At 69.3% G+C, this 16,318-nt stretch carries 13 protein-coding genes and 5 pseudogenes; 9 read left to right on the forward strand and 9 right to left on the reverse strand.

The window, feature by feature from the left end:
• Nucleotides 1-513: 513 nt before the first annotated feature.
• The 4 genes from Q4V64_RS43945 to Q4V64_RS43960 are packed head-to-tail and all read right to left on the reverse strand — an operon-like array spanning nucleotide 514 to nucleotide 3,936.
• Nucleotides 514-1,353 carry a metal ABC transporter permease gene (locus tag Q4V64_RS43945; protein ID WP_124438063.1) on the reverse strand — a complete coding sequence of 280 codons (840 nt, stop codon included), beginning with the start codon at nucleotides 1,351-1,353 and terminating at the stop codon, nucleotides 514-516.
• Entirely contained in the window at nucleotides 1,350-2,153 is an 804-nt protein-coding gene (locus Q4V64_RS43950) for a metal ABC transporter permease (protein WP_216377554.1), read from the reverse strand. Before Q4V64_RS43950 ends, Q4V64_RS43945 begins: the two co-directional genes overlap by 4 nt.
• A 38-nt stretch (nucleotides 2,154-2,191) precedes the next feature.
• A complete protein-coding gene (locus Q4V64_RS43955; protein ID WP_124438061.1) occupies nucleotides 2,192-2,986 on the reverse strand; it encodes a metal ABC transporter ATP-binding protein in 795 nt (264 codons plus the stop codon).
• Nucleotides 2,983-3,936: a metal ABC transporter substrate-binding protein gene (locus Q4V64_RS43960; RefSeq protein ID WP_253266778.1), complete on the reverse strand. Its 954-nt coding sequence runs from the start codon at nucleotides 3,934-3,936 to the stop codon at nucleotides 2,983-2,985. Before Q4V64_RS43960 ends, Q4V64_RS43955 begins: the two co-directional genes overlap by 4 nt.
• 186 nt (nucleotides 3,937-4,122) lie before the next feature.
• Between Q4V64_RS43960 and Q4V64_RS43965 the strand changes: the two are divergent.
• The 5 genes and pseudogenes from Q4V64_RS43965 to Q4V64_RS43985 form a co-directional block, all read left to right on the forward strand.
• A pseudogene (locus Q4V64_RS43965) lies at nucleotides 4,123-4,325 on the forward strand (hypothetical protein); the annotation flags it as partial.
• 456 nt (nucleotides 4,326-4,781) lie between these two features.
• Complete coding sequence (locus tag Q4V64_RS43970) at nucleotides 4,782-6,527, forward strand: ABC transporter ATP-binding protein (protein ID WP_124438059.1); 1,746 nt, start codon at nucleotides 4,782-4,784, stop codon at nucleotides 6,525-6,527.
• The gene (locus Q4V64_RS43975; RefSeq protein ID WP_124438058.1) at nucleotides 6,524-8,260 is read left to right on the forward strand and encodes an ABC transporter ATP-binding protein; all 1,737 of its coding nucleotides are present in this window, start codon (nucleotides 6,524-6,526) and stop codon (nucleotides 8,258-8,260) included. The genes Q4V64_RS43970 and Q4V64_RS43975 overlap by 4 nt, the downstream gene beginning before the upstream one ends.
• Nucleotides 8,257-8,910 (forward strand): TetR family transcriptional regulator, encoded by a 654-nt coding sequence (locus Q4V64_RS43980; RefSeq protein ID WP_124438057.1) that lies wholly within the window; start codon nucleotides 8,257-8,259, stop codon nucleotides 8,908-8,910. Before Q4V64_RS43975 ends, Q4V64_RS43980 begins: the two co-directional genes overlap by 4 nt.
• 89 nt (nucleotides 8,911-8,999) lie before the next feature.
• Nucleotides 9,000-9,191, forward strand: a pseudogene (locus Q4V64_RS43985) (MgtC/SapB family protein); the annotation flags it as partial.
• A 236-nt stretch (nucleotides 9,192-9,427) separates the two neighbouring features.
• On the opposite strand, the pseudogene Q4V64_RS43990 reads toward Q4V64_RS43985, so the two are convergent.
• The 3 genes and pseudogenes from Q4V64_RS43990 to Q4V64_RS44000 form a co-directional block, all read right to left on the reverse strand.
• Nucleotides 9,428-9,604 (reverse strand): annotated as a pseudogene (locus tag Q4V64_RS43990) (transposase); the annotation flags it as partial.
• A gap of 71 nt (nucleotides 9,605-9,675) precedes the next feature.
• Nucleotides 9,676-9,798, reverse strand: coding sequence for a hypothetical protein (locus Q4V64_RS43995; protein ID WP_301184472.1), 123 nt, complete (start codon nucleotides 9,796-9,798; stop codon nucleotides 9,676-9,678).
• Nucleotides 9,799-9,875: 77 nt separating this feature from the next.
• Nucleotides 9,876-10,121, reverse strand: coding sequence for a hypothetical protein (locus Q4V64_RS44000; protein WP_253266777.1), 246 nt, complete (start codon nucleotides 10,119-10,121; stop codon nucleotides 9,876-9,878).
• 543 nt (nucleotides 10,122-10,664) lie between these two features.
• Here Q4V64_RS44000 and pcaC point away from each other — a divergent pair.
• From pcaC to Q4V64_RS44020, 3 genes are read left to right on the forward strand one after another with little or no spacing between them, the layout of a single operon-like run.
• On the forward strand, nucleotides 10,665-11,963 hold the full coding sequence (gene pcaC / locus Q4V64_RS55685; protein WP_124438056.1) for a 4-carboxymuconolactone decarboxylase: 1,299 nt from the start codon (nucleotides 10,665-10,667) through the stop codon (nucleotides 11,961-11,963).
• 54 nt (nucleotides 11,964-12,017) lie between these two features.
• Nucleotides 12,018-12,653, forward strand: a complete 636-nt coding sequence (locus tag Q4V64_RS44015; RefSeq protein WP_124438055.1) for an MBL fold metallo-hydrolase — start codon at nucleotides 12,018-12,020, stop codon at nucleotides 12,651-12,653.
• A gap of 50 nt (nucleotides 12,654-12,703) precedes the next feature.
• Entirely contained in the window at nucleotides 12,704-13,483 is a 780-nt protein-coding gene (locus Q4V64_RS44020) for an exodeoxyribonuclease III (RefSeq protein ID WP_124438054.1), read from the forward strand.
• Between the two features lie 82 nt (nucleotides 13,484-13,565).
• Here Q4V64_RS44020 and Q4V64_RS44025 read toward each other — a convergent pair.
• Nucleotides 13,566-13,927 (reverse strand): annotated as a pseudogene (locus tag Q4V64_RS44025) (transposase); the annotation flags it as partial.
• Between the two features lie 68 nt (nucleotides 13,928-13,995).
• On the opposite strand from Q4V64_RS44025, the pseudogene Q4V64_RS55690 reads away from it, so the two are divergent.
• Nucleotides 13,996-15,143: pseudogene (locus Q4V64_RS55690) on the forward strand (DUF234 domain-containing protein); the annotation flags it as partial.
• 274 nt (nucleotides 15,144-15,417) lie between these two features.
• On the opposite strand, the gene Q4V64_RS44040 reads toward Q4V64_RS55690, so the two are convergent.
• A complete protein-coding gene (locus Q4V64_RS44040; RefSeq protein WP_124438052.1) occupies nucleotides 15,418-16,179 on the reverse strand; it encodes a MerR family transcriptional regulator in 762 nt (253 codons plus the stop codon).
• Nucleotides 16,180-16,318 lie beyond the last annotated feature (139 nt).

Raw genomic sequence — 16,318 nt, forward strand, 5'->3', positions numbered from 1 at the left:
TGGATGGTTCTGCGGTGATTGGCATGCCTTGTTGTTGATCGACTCCAGAGGCGCTACGGGGGTGTGGATGAAGGCTGGGTAGCGTGCGGAGCCGCTCCCGCGAGGCTCGCCCGGCCAGCGCAGCAGCCAATCGGCCGGATGCTGGGCATTCGGAGACCTTGATGAAGCGGTAGGCCACGCCGCGCTCAAGGGGCGGTAGTCGTTCATCCCGCGTGCAGTCCGTCAGAGAAGAAGACGGCGGCCAGCTGGGCCGCTGCCGAGTCATAGATTCGGGGGCCTTTGGCGCCATCCCGCACGAGAGCCGCTCCCAGGCATTGTCGGGGGCGTCGCCGATGAGCTGGTCGATGCGCCAGCAGCCGGCTGCGGACAACGTTGCTCGGCGCGCAGAACGCCGCTTACTGGCTTCGTTCAGTTCCAGCAGCAGCGGTCGCCCATTGATTACGTCACCGTCAGGGCACCGCGCCCAAGCGGTCACGCCTTGATGCAGTACCGGTTCACGGCGCCGCGCCGGTCTCAGCCAGTGGGCATGGCGCGGCGCCGCAGAGGCAGCCCGAGCAGGCCGCTGTGGGGGGAGAGGACCAGGGAGATCAGGAAGACGACGGCGACGACGAGGGTGATGGTGCCGCCGGTGGCGAGGTCCCAGCGGGTTGACAGGGCGAGTCCGAGGGCGCAGGAGCCGGTCCCGAGGGCGACGGACAGCAGCACGGTCAGGCCGATGCGGTCCGTCCACAGGCGGGCGGTGGCGGCGGGGCCGACGATGAGGGCCATGGCAAGCATGACGCCGATGGCGGGCGCGGTGACGATGATGACGGCCTCGATGAGGACCAGTAGGAGGAGGTCGAGGGCGGTCACGGGGTATCCGGCGGCGCGTTGGCCGTCGGGGTCGAAGGCGCCGTACATGAGCTCTTTGTGGAGGGCGGCGAGTACCAGCAGGACCAGCGCGCCCACACCGGCCGTCACGGCGAGGTCGTGCCCGGTGACGGTGACGATGGAGCCGGTCATGAAGGATTCGAGGTCGCGGCTGAAGCCGTTGGAGGCGGACAACAGAGCCACACCGAGGGCGAAGCCGGCGGCCAGCACGATGCCGGTCGCGGTGGTCGCGCCCTGGTCGTGGCGGCGTGAGATGGCGAGAACGCACAGGCAGATCAGCACCCCCATGGCGGCGCCACCGAGGTAGATGTCGATGCCGGCCACGGCGGCGAGGACGACGCCGGGGAAGGTGGCGTGGGTCATGGCCATCGTGAAGAAGCCCATGCGGCGCAGCACGACATGCACGCCGATCGCGCCGCACACGGCGCCGACCAGCGCGGCCTCCAGCAGGGCGCGGTGGGTGTAGGAGTCGAGCCAGCTCATGCCCGTACCGCCTTGCGTGCGGCGAGCAGCAGGGCGTACGCGGCCGTCATCAGCAGAACGATCGCGGGCCCGGCGGCCAGTTGTACGTCGTGCCGGACCGACGCCTGGTAGCTCGCCGCCAGTCCGAGCCAGCCGCACAGCGCGCCGAAGACCGCGCCGATGGCGGCGATGACCGGGATGCGGTGCGAGAGCAGTCGGCCGAAGGCGGCGGGCACGATCATCAGCGCGATCACCAGGACGGTGCCCACGGCGCGGACCGCCGCCACCACGACCAGGGCGATCAGGATGTTCAGCGCGAGGTCGAGCAGCCAGGTGCGGTATCCCATGGCGCGGGCGGCCTCCGGGTCGAAGGCCCGCAGCGCGAAGTGCCGCCCCAGGAGCGCCAGCGCGACCAGGCAGGCGGCGACGAGCACGGCGCTCTGCACGATTTCGGCGCGGGTGACGGTGAGCACCTGTCCGAAGAGAAAGGCGTTCAGGTCGTGCCGGTAGTCGTGCTGCCGGGAGACCAGGACGACGCCGAGCCCGAAGAACGCGGTAAGGATGACGGTCAGTGCCGAGTCCTCGCTGATGCGCGGCGCGCGGGTGAGCAGCGTCAGCAGAGCGGCGGTGAGCAGTCCGGCGACCAGCGCGCCCCAGAAGACCCCGTCCGCGGCCCCGGCTGCGAACCCGACCACGACGCCAGGGAAGACGGTGTGCGTGAGCGCGTCGGCGACGTACGCGAGACGGCGTACGAGGACGAAGACGCCGACCGCGCCGCCCAGTACGCCCAGAATCAGCAACTCCACAAGGGCACGGGCCATGTACGGAACCTCGAAGGGGTCAGTGAGCGGAGAGCCCATCACATCCCTGCCACGATCGTGCTGCCGTCGACTTCGAGCACATGTGCGCCGTAGCAGCAGCGGAGGTTGTCGGCGGTCAGCGTCCGCTCCGGCGGGCCGAACCCGTACTGCCGCCCGTTGAGCAGACAGACCTGCCGGCACAGGGCGTGCGCGACCGACAGGTCATGGGTGGAGACGAGGACCGCGGCACCGCCCGCCAGCAGTTCGCGCAGCGCGCCGAGCAGTGCGTCGCGGCTGACCGCGTCGACGCCGTTGAACGGCTCGTCGAGGAGGAGTACGTCGGCCTGCTGGGCGATGGCGCGGGCCAGCAGGACGCGCTGGCGCTGGCCGCCGGAGAGGGTGCCGAAGCGGTCCCTCGCCCGGTCGGCGAGGCCGACCAGGTCCAGGGCGTCGCCGGCGATGGTCCGGTCGCGTTTCCCGGGGCGGCGCAGCCAGCCCGCCGCCCGGTAGCGGCCCATCAGCACCACCTGGCCGACGGTGACGGGGAATTCGGGGTCGAGGGTGTCGGCCTGCGGGACATAGGCGGTGCGGGAACGGGCGGCGGCCGGGCGCTGCCCGCGCACCGTGACGTTGCCGGAGGCGACGGTGACCAGGCCGAGCGTGGCCTTGATGAGGGTGGACTTGCCCGCGCCGTTGGGGCCGACGAGGGCGGTGGCCTGGCCGGCGGGGACCGTGCCGTGCACGTCCCGCAGCACGGTCGCGGAGCCGTAGGCCAGGGTGGCGTGGTCGAAGACGATCGCCGGGGGCGGACTTTCCTCGGTGCGCGGCTGGGGTACGACGGCGGTGGCGGTCACTTCAGGGCGTCCACGATCGTCTTGGTGTTGAACTCCATGCTTTTGAGGTAGGTGTCGCCCGCCGAACCCTTCGGTCCGAGCGAATCGCCGTACAGCGAGCCGTCGCCGGCGACCACCTTCACCCCGGACTGGCGGGCGATGGCCTGGGCGGTCTTGGGAGGCAGCGAGGTCTCGCCGAAGACGGCTTTGACCTTCTGCTTCTTGATCTTCTCGACCAGGCTGTCCAGCTGATTGCCGGACAGTTCGGCCTGGTCACTGAAGTCGGGGATGACCGAGCCGACATACGTCAGCTGGTAGCGGTCGATGTAGTACCCGAAGGCGTCGTGGTTGGTGACCAGCTTGCGGTCGTCGGCGGGCAGCGCGTTGATCTGGCCGGCGATGTCCTTGTCGAGGGCGTCCAGCTTGTCCGCGTACGCCGTGTAGTTGTCCGCGTAGTCCGCCTTGTGCGACGGGTCGGCCTCGATCAGGGCCTTTTCGATGGTCTCGCTCATGCTCTTGGCGTTGAGCGGGTTGTGCCAGATGTGCGGGTCATCGGCGGTCTTGCCGGTTTCGTGGTCCTCGCCCTGGCGCAGGGTGATGCCCGTGCTGGTGTCGACGGTCTCGCCGTCGAAGCCGGACGCCTCAACGGTCTTGGGCAGCCACTCGTCCTCCAGACCCACGCCGTTCTTCACCAGCAGCGCGGCTTCGCCGATCGCCTGGAGTGCGGCCGGGGTCGGCTCGTACTCGTGGGGCGAGGCGTTGGGCTTGACCAGCTGCGTGACAGTGACCCGGTCCCCGCCGATGTTGCGGACGAAGTCGGCGACTTGAGTGGTGGTGGCCACGACCTTGACCGTGCCACCGTCCTTGGCGTCGCCGCTGTCGGCGTCGGCGCTGGCGCCGCAGGCGGTGAGTGAAGCGGCGGTGACCGCTGCGAGGGCGGCGGCCGTGCTGAGGCGCGGGGAGTGACGCACGGAAGTTCTCCATCTAACATTCATGGAAATCATTTTCATTTAGCATCCAGCATGGATGAGGCGCCGGTCAACCGGGAGCGTCAGGGCGGGCAGGCTGTGGGAACTCTCGTGCGGCTCGGTCGGGCCATGGCCGCCGACTCGAACTGCCGCCGATGCGCGCCCGGGTGGCCGGCTGCCCGTCCGGCTCGGGCGACGACCGGCACCACCCCGCTCCTGTGGCTGCTGACTCAACGGATCCGCCGCGCCGAGGAGTTGCTGGATGTCGACGACGGCAGCGGTGATGTCATCGCGCCAGCTACGGCATGGGTGCCGCCGCGGCACTTCAAAACCGTACTATCGGCGTGCCCCGGACGCCTGCCACCGTATTCAAAGAGCCTCATCAGCAGTGATGGCGCCTGTCTTGTTGGCGCGAGGCGACGCCGAGTGGGTGGCCGCCGCCGATGCGGGTGCGGCCGCTCGCCCTCGTCAAGGTCGTGGCGGAGCAACTCGGCGAAGAACTGCGCGGCGGTGAACCGGTCCTCGGCGGGGTGGTCGAACAGCGGCCGGTAGGGGGCGGCCGGGTCGCGCAGGGGCGGTACCTCGTCGAACAAGAGCCTCTCGACAGGGCCCAAACGAGCCTGAGTGCCGACGGCCTTGTGTTTACGTTAGGCGCACCTCATAATGCTATTGAAAACGGCAATCATTTGCCTGCCAGCCGGTTGCCCTTTGGGATGCCCGTGTACTTGCACTGCGCAACCTTGGGACACGTCGCCACTGGTGTTCTCGAGTGACCTGCCAGACGCTCGCCCCATTCACCGCCGAGCAGGTCACCGATCGATCAGCGAACGCAGGAGGAGCACGCTCGTATGGCCGACCCCACCCCGCCGAATCCGATCGCTTCGCTGCTGCGTCCCGTGCGCGGCCGTCTCATGCTGGCAGCGGGCTTGCAGTGTCTGTCTTCAGCGCTCGTGCTCTCTCCGCTCATCACCAGCGGCGTCATCGCCCGGCAGCTTCTCGCCGACCCCACGGACCCGGGCATCTGGTCGACCTTGCTGATCGGGTCGCTCCTGCTCGGACTGGGCCTCGCTCTGAGAGGCGCTGCGGATCTGATCGCGCACCTCGCCGACAACACTCTGACGCTGATCCTGCGACGGCGTGTCGCGGCCAGGTTGCGTACCGCCCCGCTCGGCTGGTTCACCGACACCACGGCAGGTCAGGTGAAGCAGGGCATGCAGGACGACGTCGGTGCGCTGCATCATCTCGTCGCGCATTCCTACACAGAGATCGCGGGTGCCGTCGCGACGCCGATCGCCGCCTACGCGTACCTGTTCCTCATTGATTGGCGTCTGGCGTTGATCCTGGCGGTCCCGGTCCCGGTCTTCGTGCTGATCTACCGGCGCATGATGGCCGACAGCGGGAAGCAGATGGGCGAGTACGGCCGCGTCCTGGCCGGCATCAACAGTGCCGTGGTGGAGTTCGTCGACGGAATTCCGGTCGTGAAGACCTTCGGCCGGACCGGTCGTGCCCACGCCGCCTATCGCACCGCGGTCGAGCGTTTCACCACCTTCTTCCTCGGCTGGTCACGGCCGCTGATCGCGCCGGAGACCATCTCCAACCAGCTGATCGCCCCCATCGCCCTCCTGGTCCTGACACTTCTGTTCGGCACAGGGTTCGTCGCGGCGGGATGGATGGACGGGATCGACGTCTTGCCGTTCGCGCTGGTGGGCCTCGGCCTGGCCGGCCCGATCGGGGCGTTGACGTCGAACCTGCAAGCGCTGCAGATGGGACAGGCCGCAGCCGGCCGACTGAGCGCACTGTTCCAGATCGACCCGATCCCGGAACCGGACGCACCGGCGATCCCGTCCGGGACGCGGATCGAGCTCGACCACGTCCACTTCGGCTACGAGCGGGACCGCGAGGTGCTCCACGACATCACCGCCACCTTCGAACCCGGCAGCGTCACCGCGATCGTGGGCGCCTCCGGGTCGGGCAAGTCGACGCTTGCGCGGCTGATGCTCCGTTACGCCGACCCATCCGCCGGTCAGATCCGGCTCGGCGGCGTCTCCCTCGACCAGATCGCCTCAGAGGAGTTGTTCCGCACGGTCGGGTCCGTCTTTCAGGACGTCCGCCTGGTCCGGGCCGGCATCGCCGACAACATCGCCCTGGCCCGTCCGAACGCGACTCGCACCGACATCGAGCGAGCCGCTTCCGCGGCGAACATCCACGAACGCATCCTGCGCCTCCCGCGCGGTTACGACTCCGTCCACGGCGAAGACGCCATCCTCTCCGGAGGTGAAGCCCAACGCGTCAGCATCGCCCGGGCGTTCCTGCTCGACCCTGACGTGCTCATCCTCGACGAGGCCACCTCAGCAGCCGACGCCGAATCCGAGCACGCCATCCAAACCGCGCTGTCGGCCCTGGTGACCGAACGCTCCCGCACCGTCATCGTGATCGCCCACCGGCTCGACACCATCCGCGACGCGGACCAGATCCTCGTCCTGGAACAGGGCCGAATTGTCGAGCAGGGACACCACCACGACCTCCTCAACTCCGGCGGCGCCTACCACCGTCTCTGGCACGCGCAGCACCAGATGGAAGGACAGCCCGGATGATCCGCCGCCTCGCCCGCTACCTCGGTCCCGAACACGCTGCCCTCATCTACGGCTACCTCCGCTGGACCATCTGCTCCAGCCTCATCCAGGGCCTCACCCTCGCGTTCACCATCCCGGTCCTGCGCGCACTGCTGACCGGGAACACCAAGGAGGCCGCCGGCTGGCTGGCAGGCTTCGGCGCCGCCGCCGTCATCTCATGGTGGATCGAGTACACCGCAACCCTGAAGGGCTTCGACGCGGCGATCGAGTTGCTCACCACCCTGCGATACCGGGTCGGCGACCACGTCGCGACCTTGCCGCTGGGATGGTTCACGCCAACCAACACCAGCACCCTGGGACTCACGCTCAGCAAGGGCGTCATGGACATCCTCGCGCTCCCCGTACGCCAACTGACCGCCCTGATCAAGTCGATCGTGATTCCGCTGGTCCTCATCGTCGCCCTCGCGATCGTGGACCACCGGATCGGGCTGACCGCACTGGCCGCGGTGCCCGCGGTCGTGGCCCTGTACTGGTGGGCCGGCAGGCTCGGCCGCCGCGCCGACGCCGCCGTCAACCGGGCCACCGCCGACGCCAGCGACCGTATGGTCGAATTCGCACAGGCGCAGCCAGTGCTGCGCACCTTCGGAAGAGCGGGATCGGCCACCGACCGATTCGACCAGGCACTGCAAGAACAAGCCCGCACCGAGCGCCGCCAACTCTGGCTCGTCCTACCCCCCGTCATTCTCAACGGCATGGTCGTCCGGATCGCCCTGCTCGCCCTGCTGTCCACGGTGATCGCGTTCGCCGCCGGTGTCACCGACCCCCTCGCCCTCGCCACCTTGTTGGCGACCTTGCCGGTCATCAACCGCCTCGTCACCCCGCTCGGCGAGGTCGCCAGCCACGCCACCGTCATCCGCACCGCGGCCGCGCACATGGACGCCGTCGACGCCATCCTGGACGCCCAGCCTCTTCCAGAAACCGCCGTGCCCCGCCACCCGGCAGACGCGACTGTCGAGTTCGACAACGTCTCCTTCGCCTACGGCACCGGCGCTCCGGTGCTCAACGGCATCGACTTCACCGTCCCGCAAGGCACTACGACCGCGATCGTCGGGCCATCGGGCTCCGGCAAGAGCACACTCATCCGTCTCGCGGCCCGGTTCTTCGACCCGCAGGAGGGTGAGATCCGCATCGGGAAAGCTCCGCTCACCCTGATCGGCGCCGAGAACCTGCACCACATGGTCGCCCCGGTCTTCCAGGACAACTATCTCTTCTCCGGCAGCCTCGCCGACAACGTCCGCATCGCCCGCCCCGACGCCACCGACGCCGACCTCGACCAGGTCGCGCAGCGCGCCGGCCTGACCGACGTCATCACCGCCCTGCCAGAGGGGTGGCACAGCCAGGTCGGCGAAGGCGGCACACGTCTGTCAGGCGGGGAGAGGCAGCGCGTCGCCATCGCCCGCGCCTTCCTCAAAGACGCACCCATCCTGCTCCTCGACGAAGCCACCGGCTCCCTCGATGCGGAAAACCAGCAAGCGTTCGCCACCGCCATCGACACCCTCAGCCGGGAGAAGACGGTCATCGTCATCGCTCACCAGCTCTCCACCATCACCACAGCGGACGAAATACTCTTCCTCGAGGACGGACGCATCGTCGAACGCGGCACACACCAGGAACTTCTCACCATGAACCAGCGCTACGCAGCACACTGGCGAGCACTCAACGCCGCCCGCACCTGGCGACTCCTCGAACCATGACCATCCCCCGCCGTTCCAGCGGACGGCCACGAAAACTCACCAACGGCGACATCATCGACGCCGTCCTTGAGGAGGGGTTCGCCGGCATCACCGTTCCCGCCGTCGCACGCCGGCTCGGAGTCTCCACCATGACCCTCTACCGGTACGCACCCACGAGAGCCGATTTGCTCGCCCTCGCTTGGAACCACGTCATCACCACCACCAACTGGCCACCCCTCACCGGACCCTGGCGGCAGATCCTTCACACACACGCGACAGCGTTCTGGCACCTCCTCGCACAGTATCCGGGGGTCGTCACAGAACTCTCCCAAGCCCTCATGCCGACCGAGATGATGCACCGCATCGACGACGTCGCCGTCGCCCTCGTCGACCAGGGCTTCACCGCCGAGGACGCGGTCCTGTCCGTCGACCTCGTCATCGACCTCACCGTCGACCACCGCCGTGGCGTCGAGAACATCCACGGACTCGTCGACGCTCCAGCGACGCTGGATGCCATGGCACAACTCTGGGCCCCCAAGGACACCGATCCACCCAACAGGCGGGCGGTACGAGCCGCAATGGCCAACGCCATCACACTCACCCCGTTCGACTGGTTCACACAGAAGCTCGACCTCGCACTCAGAGGTATCGACGCCAGATTCCAAAGGTAGAGCCGGTTCCACCAGCCATTCGCGGCCCGACCCGCGGTCGAGCAGCGGCGATCGGCGACCCGTCCAGCCCCACCCGGGTCGCCCTCTAAGTCGTCTCAGGCATCGGCATCCTCGGTGGCGGCGTCATCCTCCGTGAGGGCACTTCCGCGCGCGGCCGGAACACCGCCGCGACTCTGTGGTGCTGGGCGGCCGTCGGTGTGCCGGCCGCTTCCGACCGGCTGGACCTGACCGTGCTCGGCGCGGCCACGGTCGTCGACATCCACCTGATACTGCAGCCCGCAGCCGCATGATCGGCCGGGCTCACAGGGCACCAACGACACCCCCGTCATGCTGCACACCAGCTGCGACAGCCCCGATGAGGCCCGCCTCCGAGCCCTGCTCATCCAGATGCTCAGCAGCACCGACCCTCAGCTGGCCGGTCTGCGCATCCGCCGCGCCCACGACACCACTACGGGCTGCCGTGGGGTGTGTCAATTTAACGGCCCTGTCTCACATTCGGTGGTGACGGAGCGTGCCGCTATCCGAGGAGGATGCGGTGGCGAGTAAGGGTGAAGCCTGATCGTCCGTGCATCTGGCGCGCGATCCGCTTGGTCTTGGTGTTGACGCCCTCGGTGGGGCCATTGCTGTACGGAAGCGTGAGCGCGGCGATCACGGCCTCGCGGTCCCGCTCCAGGCCCCGGGTGAAGGCGTGCAGATGAGGCAGATCGACTGCGCGGACCTGGACGATCCAGCGTGAGAGCCCGTGGGCATTTCCTGCGCAAGGCGTCAGGAGTTCGGCGAGGCCCCGACAGTGGCGGCCAGTTGGGTCAGCTCGGGGCAGGCTGCGGTGATCCGGGGCAGCAGATCGCGATGCTCGGCCTTGAGGCTGTCGGGCCTGGTGAGGATCATCCGGGCGAGCCGGCGCGGGGAGATGTGGGTGCGGTCAGCGTCTGCGCGGCCCGGGTTGATGTACTTGTGCAGGACGTTCAGGCAGCCCGTGAAGCCGAGGGGTACTTGGGGACGCGGAGCATCCGCTCGGGCCGGTCGGCTCGCGCGTAGCGTTTGACGGTGTTCAGGGCCAGTTGCAGGCGGCGGGCGCACTCGAGCAGGCCCACGCACTGGTCGAGCAGGCCGTGGACCTGGTGCCAGCGTTCCAGGATCGTCTGCGCGCAGGGCCCGTCGTACAGGGGCGTGTCCAGCACGGCGGCCCAGCAGGTGCTGTGTGCCTTCACCTAGCTCAGGGCGGCTTCGCACAGGTTGTGCCACAGGTGCCACCTTTTCGCGACCTGCACCGCGTCGGGCAGGGCGCGGGCGCTTCACATCCTTGCGCGGTGGGCCGGGCACACGAACGTGAAGACCACCAAGAAGTGGTACGTGAAGCCGGATGTCGAGGATCTTCGCGAAGCCGCCACTGCGGGGGATGGCCTGCATGGGGTTGCGACGGAGGGAGGGCCCGTCCGGCTACGGCACCGTTTCCTATCAGAGGACGACGCAACTCGTTCACCGTGTGGTGTTCAAGCTGCTGGTTGGGGAGATCCCGCAAGGCTTTCAGGTGAGTCACGCCGAGCCACGGGGATCCAACCACACTCGATGCTGCAACCCGCATTACCCCGGCAGGGCCCATTGTCGACACGCTCACGAGTGCACGCCGGAGAACACTTACCTGGATCCCCGAGGGGTCCGGCGGTGCCGGGCCTGTCGTCGCGAGAGGGACAAGAGCCGTTAGGTTGGGACCGGCCATGTGAGATCCCGTGAGAGATGAGAGGCTCAGACGGGTGAGCGAGACACCACCGAACACCCTGCAATACCGCTTTGACGGACCAGAAGACGCCCCGGTCCTGATCTTGGGTCCCTCCCTGGGTACCACATGGCACATGTGGGACAGGCAGGTCCCCGAGCTGGCCAAGCAGTGGCGCATCTTCCGGTTCGACCTGCCGGGGCACGGCGGCGCGCCCGCGTACCCGGCCGGCTCGGTCGGCGATCTCTCCGCGCGGCTGCTCGCCACGCTCGACAGCCTCGGCGTGCAGCGCTTCGGCTACGCCGGCTGCGCCCTCGGCGGCGCGGTCGGCATCGAGCTGGCCCTGCGCCACCCGGAGCGCCTCGCCTCGCTCGCGCTGATCGCCGCCTCGCCCCGCTTCGGCACGGCCGACGAGTTCCGGCAGCGGGGCGTGATAGTGCGGACGAACGGGCTCGACCCGATCGCCCGCACCTCCCCCGACCGCTGGTTCACGAGCGGGTTCGCCGCCGCGCAGCCGGCGATCACCGAGTGGGCGGTGCAGATGGTGCGCACCACCGACCCCGGCTGCTACATCGCGGCCTGCGAGGCGCTCGCCTCGTTCGACGTACGGGCCGAACTCGCCCGCGTCGGTGCCCCCACCCTCGTCCTCGTCGGCTCGGACGACCAGGTCACCGGCCCGGCAGAGGCCCGCACCCTGGTCGCGGGCATCCCGGACGCCCGGCTCGCCGTCGTCCCCGGCGCCTCCCACCTGGTCCCGGTCGAGCAGCCGGCCGCCGTGACCGACCTGCTGGTGAGACATTTCTCCACCGCCTGGCAGCCCGCCTTCGACTCCACCACCGGCCAGATGGCGGCCATAGGGGCGCCGCCGGTCAAGCCGGTCCTGTCCGCCGCACCGCCGCAGCCCGCGCCCCGCGCCGAGATCGCCCCGGCCGTGGAAGCGCAGGTCATGAGCCGCCCCGACCCGTACGACGCCGGGATCAAGGTCCGCCGCGAGGTACTCGGCGACGCGCATGTCGACCGGGCGCTGGCGCAGGCCGACGAGTTCTCGGGGGACTTCCAGGAGTTCATCACCCGCTACGCCTGGGGCGAGATCTGGGACCGGCCCGGCCTCGACCGGCGCTCGCGCAGCTGCGTCACCCTCACCGCACTGGTCGCGGGCGGCCACCTCGAGGAGCTCGCCTTCCACACCCGCGCCGCCCTGCGCAACGGCCTCACCCCCGCCGAGATCAAGGAGGTGCTGCTGCAGGCGGCGGTCTACTGCGGCGTACCGGCGGCCAACAGCGCGTTCAAGGTGGCCCAGCAGGTCATCCGCGAGGAGACCACCCCCACCGAGTGAGGAGACCACCCCCGCCGGTGAGCCCCGCCCCCGCCCCGGGGGCAGGATGGATCCATGAAGCTCACGAAGAAGTCGCATGCCTGCGTCCGTCTCGAAAAGGACGGGCAGACGCTCGTCCTCGACCCCGGCGGATTCAGCGAGGAGGACGCCGCGCTCGGCGCGGACGCGATCCTCGTCACACACGAGCACCCCGACCACTTCGACGAACTACGACTGCGCGCCGCCATGGAGAACAACCCGGCCGCGCGGATCTGGACCCTGAAGTCGGTCGCGGAGAAGATCTCGTCGGCCTTCCCCGGCCGCGTGCACACGGTCGGCCACGGCGACACCTTCACCGCCGCCGGCTTCGACGTCCAGGTCCACGGCGAACTGCACGCCGTCATCCACCCGGACATCCCGCGCATCACCAACGTCGGCTACCTCGTCGACGACGGCAGGGTCTTCCACCCCGGCGACGCCCTCACCGTCCCCGACCACGCCGTCGAGACCTTGATGCTCCCGGTTATGGCGCCCTGGAACAAGATCTCCGAGGTCATCGACTACGTCCGCGAGGTCGAGCCGCAGCGCGCGTACGACATCCACGACGCCCTGCTCACCGACCTCGCCCGCCCGGTCTACGACCGCCAGATCGGCGCCCTGGGCGGCTCGGAGCACCTCCGGCTGACGCCCGGGGACTCGGCACAGGTGTGACCGCACCCGGGCGGGCGGCGTTGTCGGACCCGCCCGGTAGGTTGTGAGGCATGCGCATCGCGACCTGGAACGTGAACTCGATCACCGCCCGCCTGCCGAGGCTCCTGGCCTGGCTGGAGAGCAGCGGCACGGACGTGCTGTGCCTCCAGGAGGCCAAGGTCGCCGAGGAGCAGTTCCCGCTCGACGAGCTGCGCGACCTGGGCTACGAGGCGGCGGTGCACGCCACCGGCCGGTGGAACGGCGTGGCGGTGCTCTCCCGCGTCGGCCTGAAGGAGGTCGTCAAGGGACTGCCCGGCGACCCCGGCTACGACGGCCTGCAGGAGCCCCGGGCCATCTCCGCGACCTGCGGCCCGGTCCGCGTCTGGTCGGTGTACGTGCCGAACGGCCGTGAGGTGGACCACCCCCACTACGCCTACAAACTCCAGTGGTTCGAGGCCCTGAAAGCCGCTATCGCGGGTGACGCGACAGGCAGCCGCCCGTTCGCCGTGATGGGCGACTACAACGTGGCCCCGACGGACGACGACGTGTACGACAGGTCCGCGTTCGAGGGCTCCACCCACGTCACCCCCGCCGAGCGGGCCGCCCTTGCGTCCCTGCGCGAGGCCGGTCTGTCGGACGTGGTCCCGCGGCCCCTGAAGTACGAGCACCCGTTCACGTACTGGGACTACCGCCAGCTCTGCTTCCCCAAGAACCGCGGCATGCGCATCGACCTGGTGTACGCCAACGAGCCGTTCACCAAGGCGGTCACCGACGCGTACGTCGACCGCGAGGAGCGCAAGGGCAAGGGTGCCTCCGACCACGCACCGGTCGTGGTGGACCTCGAGGTCTAGGGCGTTTCTGATGGCTCTTGGACGATGTCGCGGAGCCAGATGACGACGGCCGTGACGGTCAGGGTGCCGTGGCCTTGATGCCCCGTCGCCGCAGACAGGCGCGGTTGTCGCGGCTGGAGTACGCCTTGTCGCCGCGGACGCGATCGGGACGGCTGCGTGGCCGGCCGGGTCCGCGCCGCTGGATCCGTAAGCCGTCCAGTACGTGGATGAACATGGGGCTGTCGCCCCGCTGGCCCGGAGAGGTCTGCCAGGTCAGCGGGCGGGCCCGGTCGTCGGACAGCAGGTGGATCTCGCTGGTCGGTCCGCCCCGTGAGCGCCCCAGTGCCTCCCGTCCATCGGCCTCCACACGCGCACCGCCCCCTTTTGCGGGAAGTCGCGCGGCGGCCGGTGGCGGGCCCCGGCGGCGTGCTGATGTGCCCGGCAGGAGGTGGAGTCGATGTTCACCGCCCGCTCCTGTACGCGCTGCAGGTGCTCCTCCCGTCGCCAGGAGCTGGCGACGGGAGGAGCGAGAGCTGCAGAAGGTGGCGGCAGGGGTCGGCAGGGGGCGGCCCGGGCGGTGCGTGATGTTGCGTGGGCGGCGCCGGGTGGGCAAGTCGCGACTGGTCGAGCGGTTCGCGGAGCGCTCCGGGCCCCGTTCTTGTTCTACGCGGCGACCGGTGCGTCCCCCAGGGATGATCTGGCACGGCTGGCCCGGGACGCCCAGGCGTCGACGCTGCCGTTGGCGGGGCTGGTGGCCGCCGCGCGGCCGGAGAGCTGGGACGCCGCGTTCGATGTGCTGGCCGCGGCGCTGCCCGCCGATCGGGCGAGCGTGCTGGTCATCGACGAGGTGCCGTACTTGATGGATGCCGATGGCGCCTTTGAGGGGATGCTGCAACGGGCCTGGGACCGGGTGCTGGAGACCAAGCCGGTGCTGCTGGTCCTCATCGGCTCCGATCTGTCGATGATGGAGGCCCTGAACAGCTACGGACGCCCCTTCCACCAGCGCGGCCGGGAGATGGTGCTGGGACCGCTCAACCCCGCCGAGGTGGGGCGGATGCTCGGGCTGGAACCGGCGGAAGCCTTCGACGCCGCGCTGGTCACCGGCGGGCTGCCGCTGATCTGCGCGTAGTGGCCGCGAGGTGCGGGGTTGTGGGACTTCCTCGGTGAGGCGCTGAGCGACCCGGTCTCGGCCCTGCTGGTATCGGCCGAGCGTTCGCTGGCTGCCGAATTTCCCCCGCAGGCTCAGGCGCGTACGGTGCTGGCGGCTATCGGCAGTGGCGAGCGGACCTTCACCAACATCGCCCGTGCAGCCGGCGGAATCGCGGCCACGCCACTGCAGCGAGCGCTGGAGCTGCTCACGGACAAGCGGATCGTCGCTGCGGAGCTGCCCGTATCGCTGCGTCCGTCGAAGGACCGCCGCTACCGGGTGGCAGATCCCTACCTGCGGTTTTGGCTGCATCTGCTCGGCCCGTCCATGGAGGAGATCGAGCGGGGGCGGGGCGATCTGACCTTGGCGCGCATCCGGGAGAACTGGACCAGCTGGCGCGGCCGGGCCGTCGAGCCCCTTGTCCGCGAGGCCCTGGCACGGACACTGCCCGACGACCGGCTGCCCGCGGCCCCCGCAGTGGGTGGCTATTGGACCCGTACCAACGATGTCGAGATCGATATCGTCGGGGCGGATGGCAGGCGAGGCACGAGAGTTGGGGAGCGCGATCAGGCTGAACAGACGTTGGAGTTCGGCTTCAACGTCCAGCGGTAGGGGCGGTGCTGGGACGCACGAGGCCGTAGCGATCTGGATTGGCTGATTCTTCGCCCGTCTTTGCTTGTGACGATCCCGGTATCGGTCCCGGTTCACTCGGGCCGGCCGAGTTTCACGGTCGGGCAGTCGCGCTGATGTCGCTGAAACTCTCGCCCGGTCGCTGCGTCACAGTCGGCAGCCGCCGACGTAAGTGCGCTCAGATCCCGGTGCTGCCAGGCTGTTCGGTGCCCCGCCGCGCTTCGGCGAGCAGGACGCCCAACTGGCGCAGGACGTCCACCTGGGCGTCGTTGTAGATGTCCTGGACGGCCTGGCCGACGGTCTTCTTCGCGAACTTCTCGCCGCGCGGGGCGTCGGCGGGCAGGGTGCTCAGACCCGGGTGCTGCCGGTACAGCGAGTGCACGAAGGCGACCAGCCCTTCGGCGACGTCGGCGCGGGTCTGCTCGTCGGCGTCGGCGGGCAGCCGCTCGAACCTCTCACCGGCGCCATCCATTACGGGGTTCCTCATCAGGTCCGCATAGGCCGCCGTGCCCTTCGGGCCGAGCACCCTGCTCATCACGGTGACGAACGAGCGATCCGCGTCGGACATCGGGGTGTCGACCGCGGCCGCGGCGAACTCCGGAGGCAGGTCGGTCGGAACCGACGTCTTCAGGATGAACCCGAGTTCCATCCTGGCCCGCTGCAACCGTTCGATGGTGGCCGCCAGTTCGGCGTCGAGCGTGCGCAACGCCTCCTCCGGATGATCACCGGACCCGCCCATCTCGGCGATCTGGGACAGGGGGAACCCCAGGTCGACAAGGCGCTTGATGCGCAGCAGCCGCACGAGGTGGGCCACGCCGTACTGCTTGTAGCCATTGGCCCGGCGTTCCGGCTCGTCGAGCAGACCGACCTCGTGGTAGTGCCGTACCGCCCGCAGGCTGGTGCCCGCGAGCTCGGCGATCTCACGCGTGCTCCATGCCATGGCTTCGCACTCCGTTCGGCTCTTCGCGCGTCAGCGCACGGCCTCGACTCACTCCATTCGAAACCATGCCGTCGCGGCACGGTCAAGCGCCACCCCACCCCTCCGGAAGGGCTTGACTGTGCCGTGACGGCACGGTTTT

Origin of the sequence: Streptomyces sp. NL15-2K (genome assembly GCF_030551255.1) — a bacterium.
In the GTDB taxonomy this organism is placed as follows: domain Bacteria; phylum Actinomycetota; class Actinomycetes; order Streptomycetales; family Streptomycetaceae; genus Streptomyces.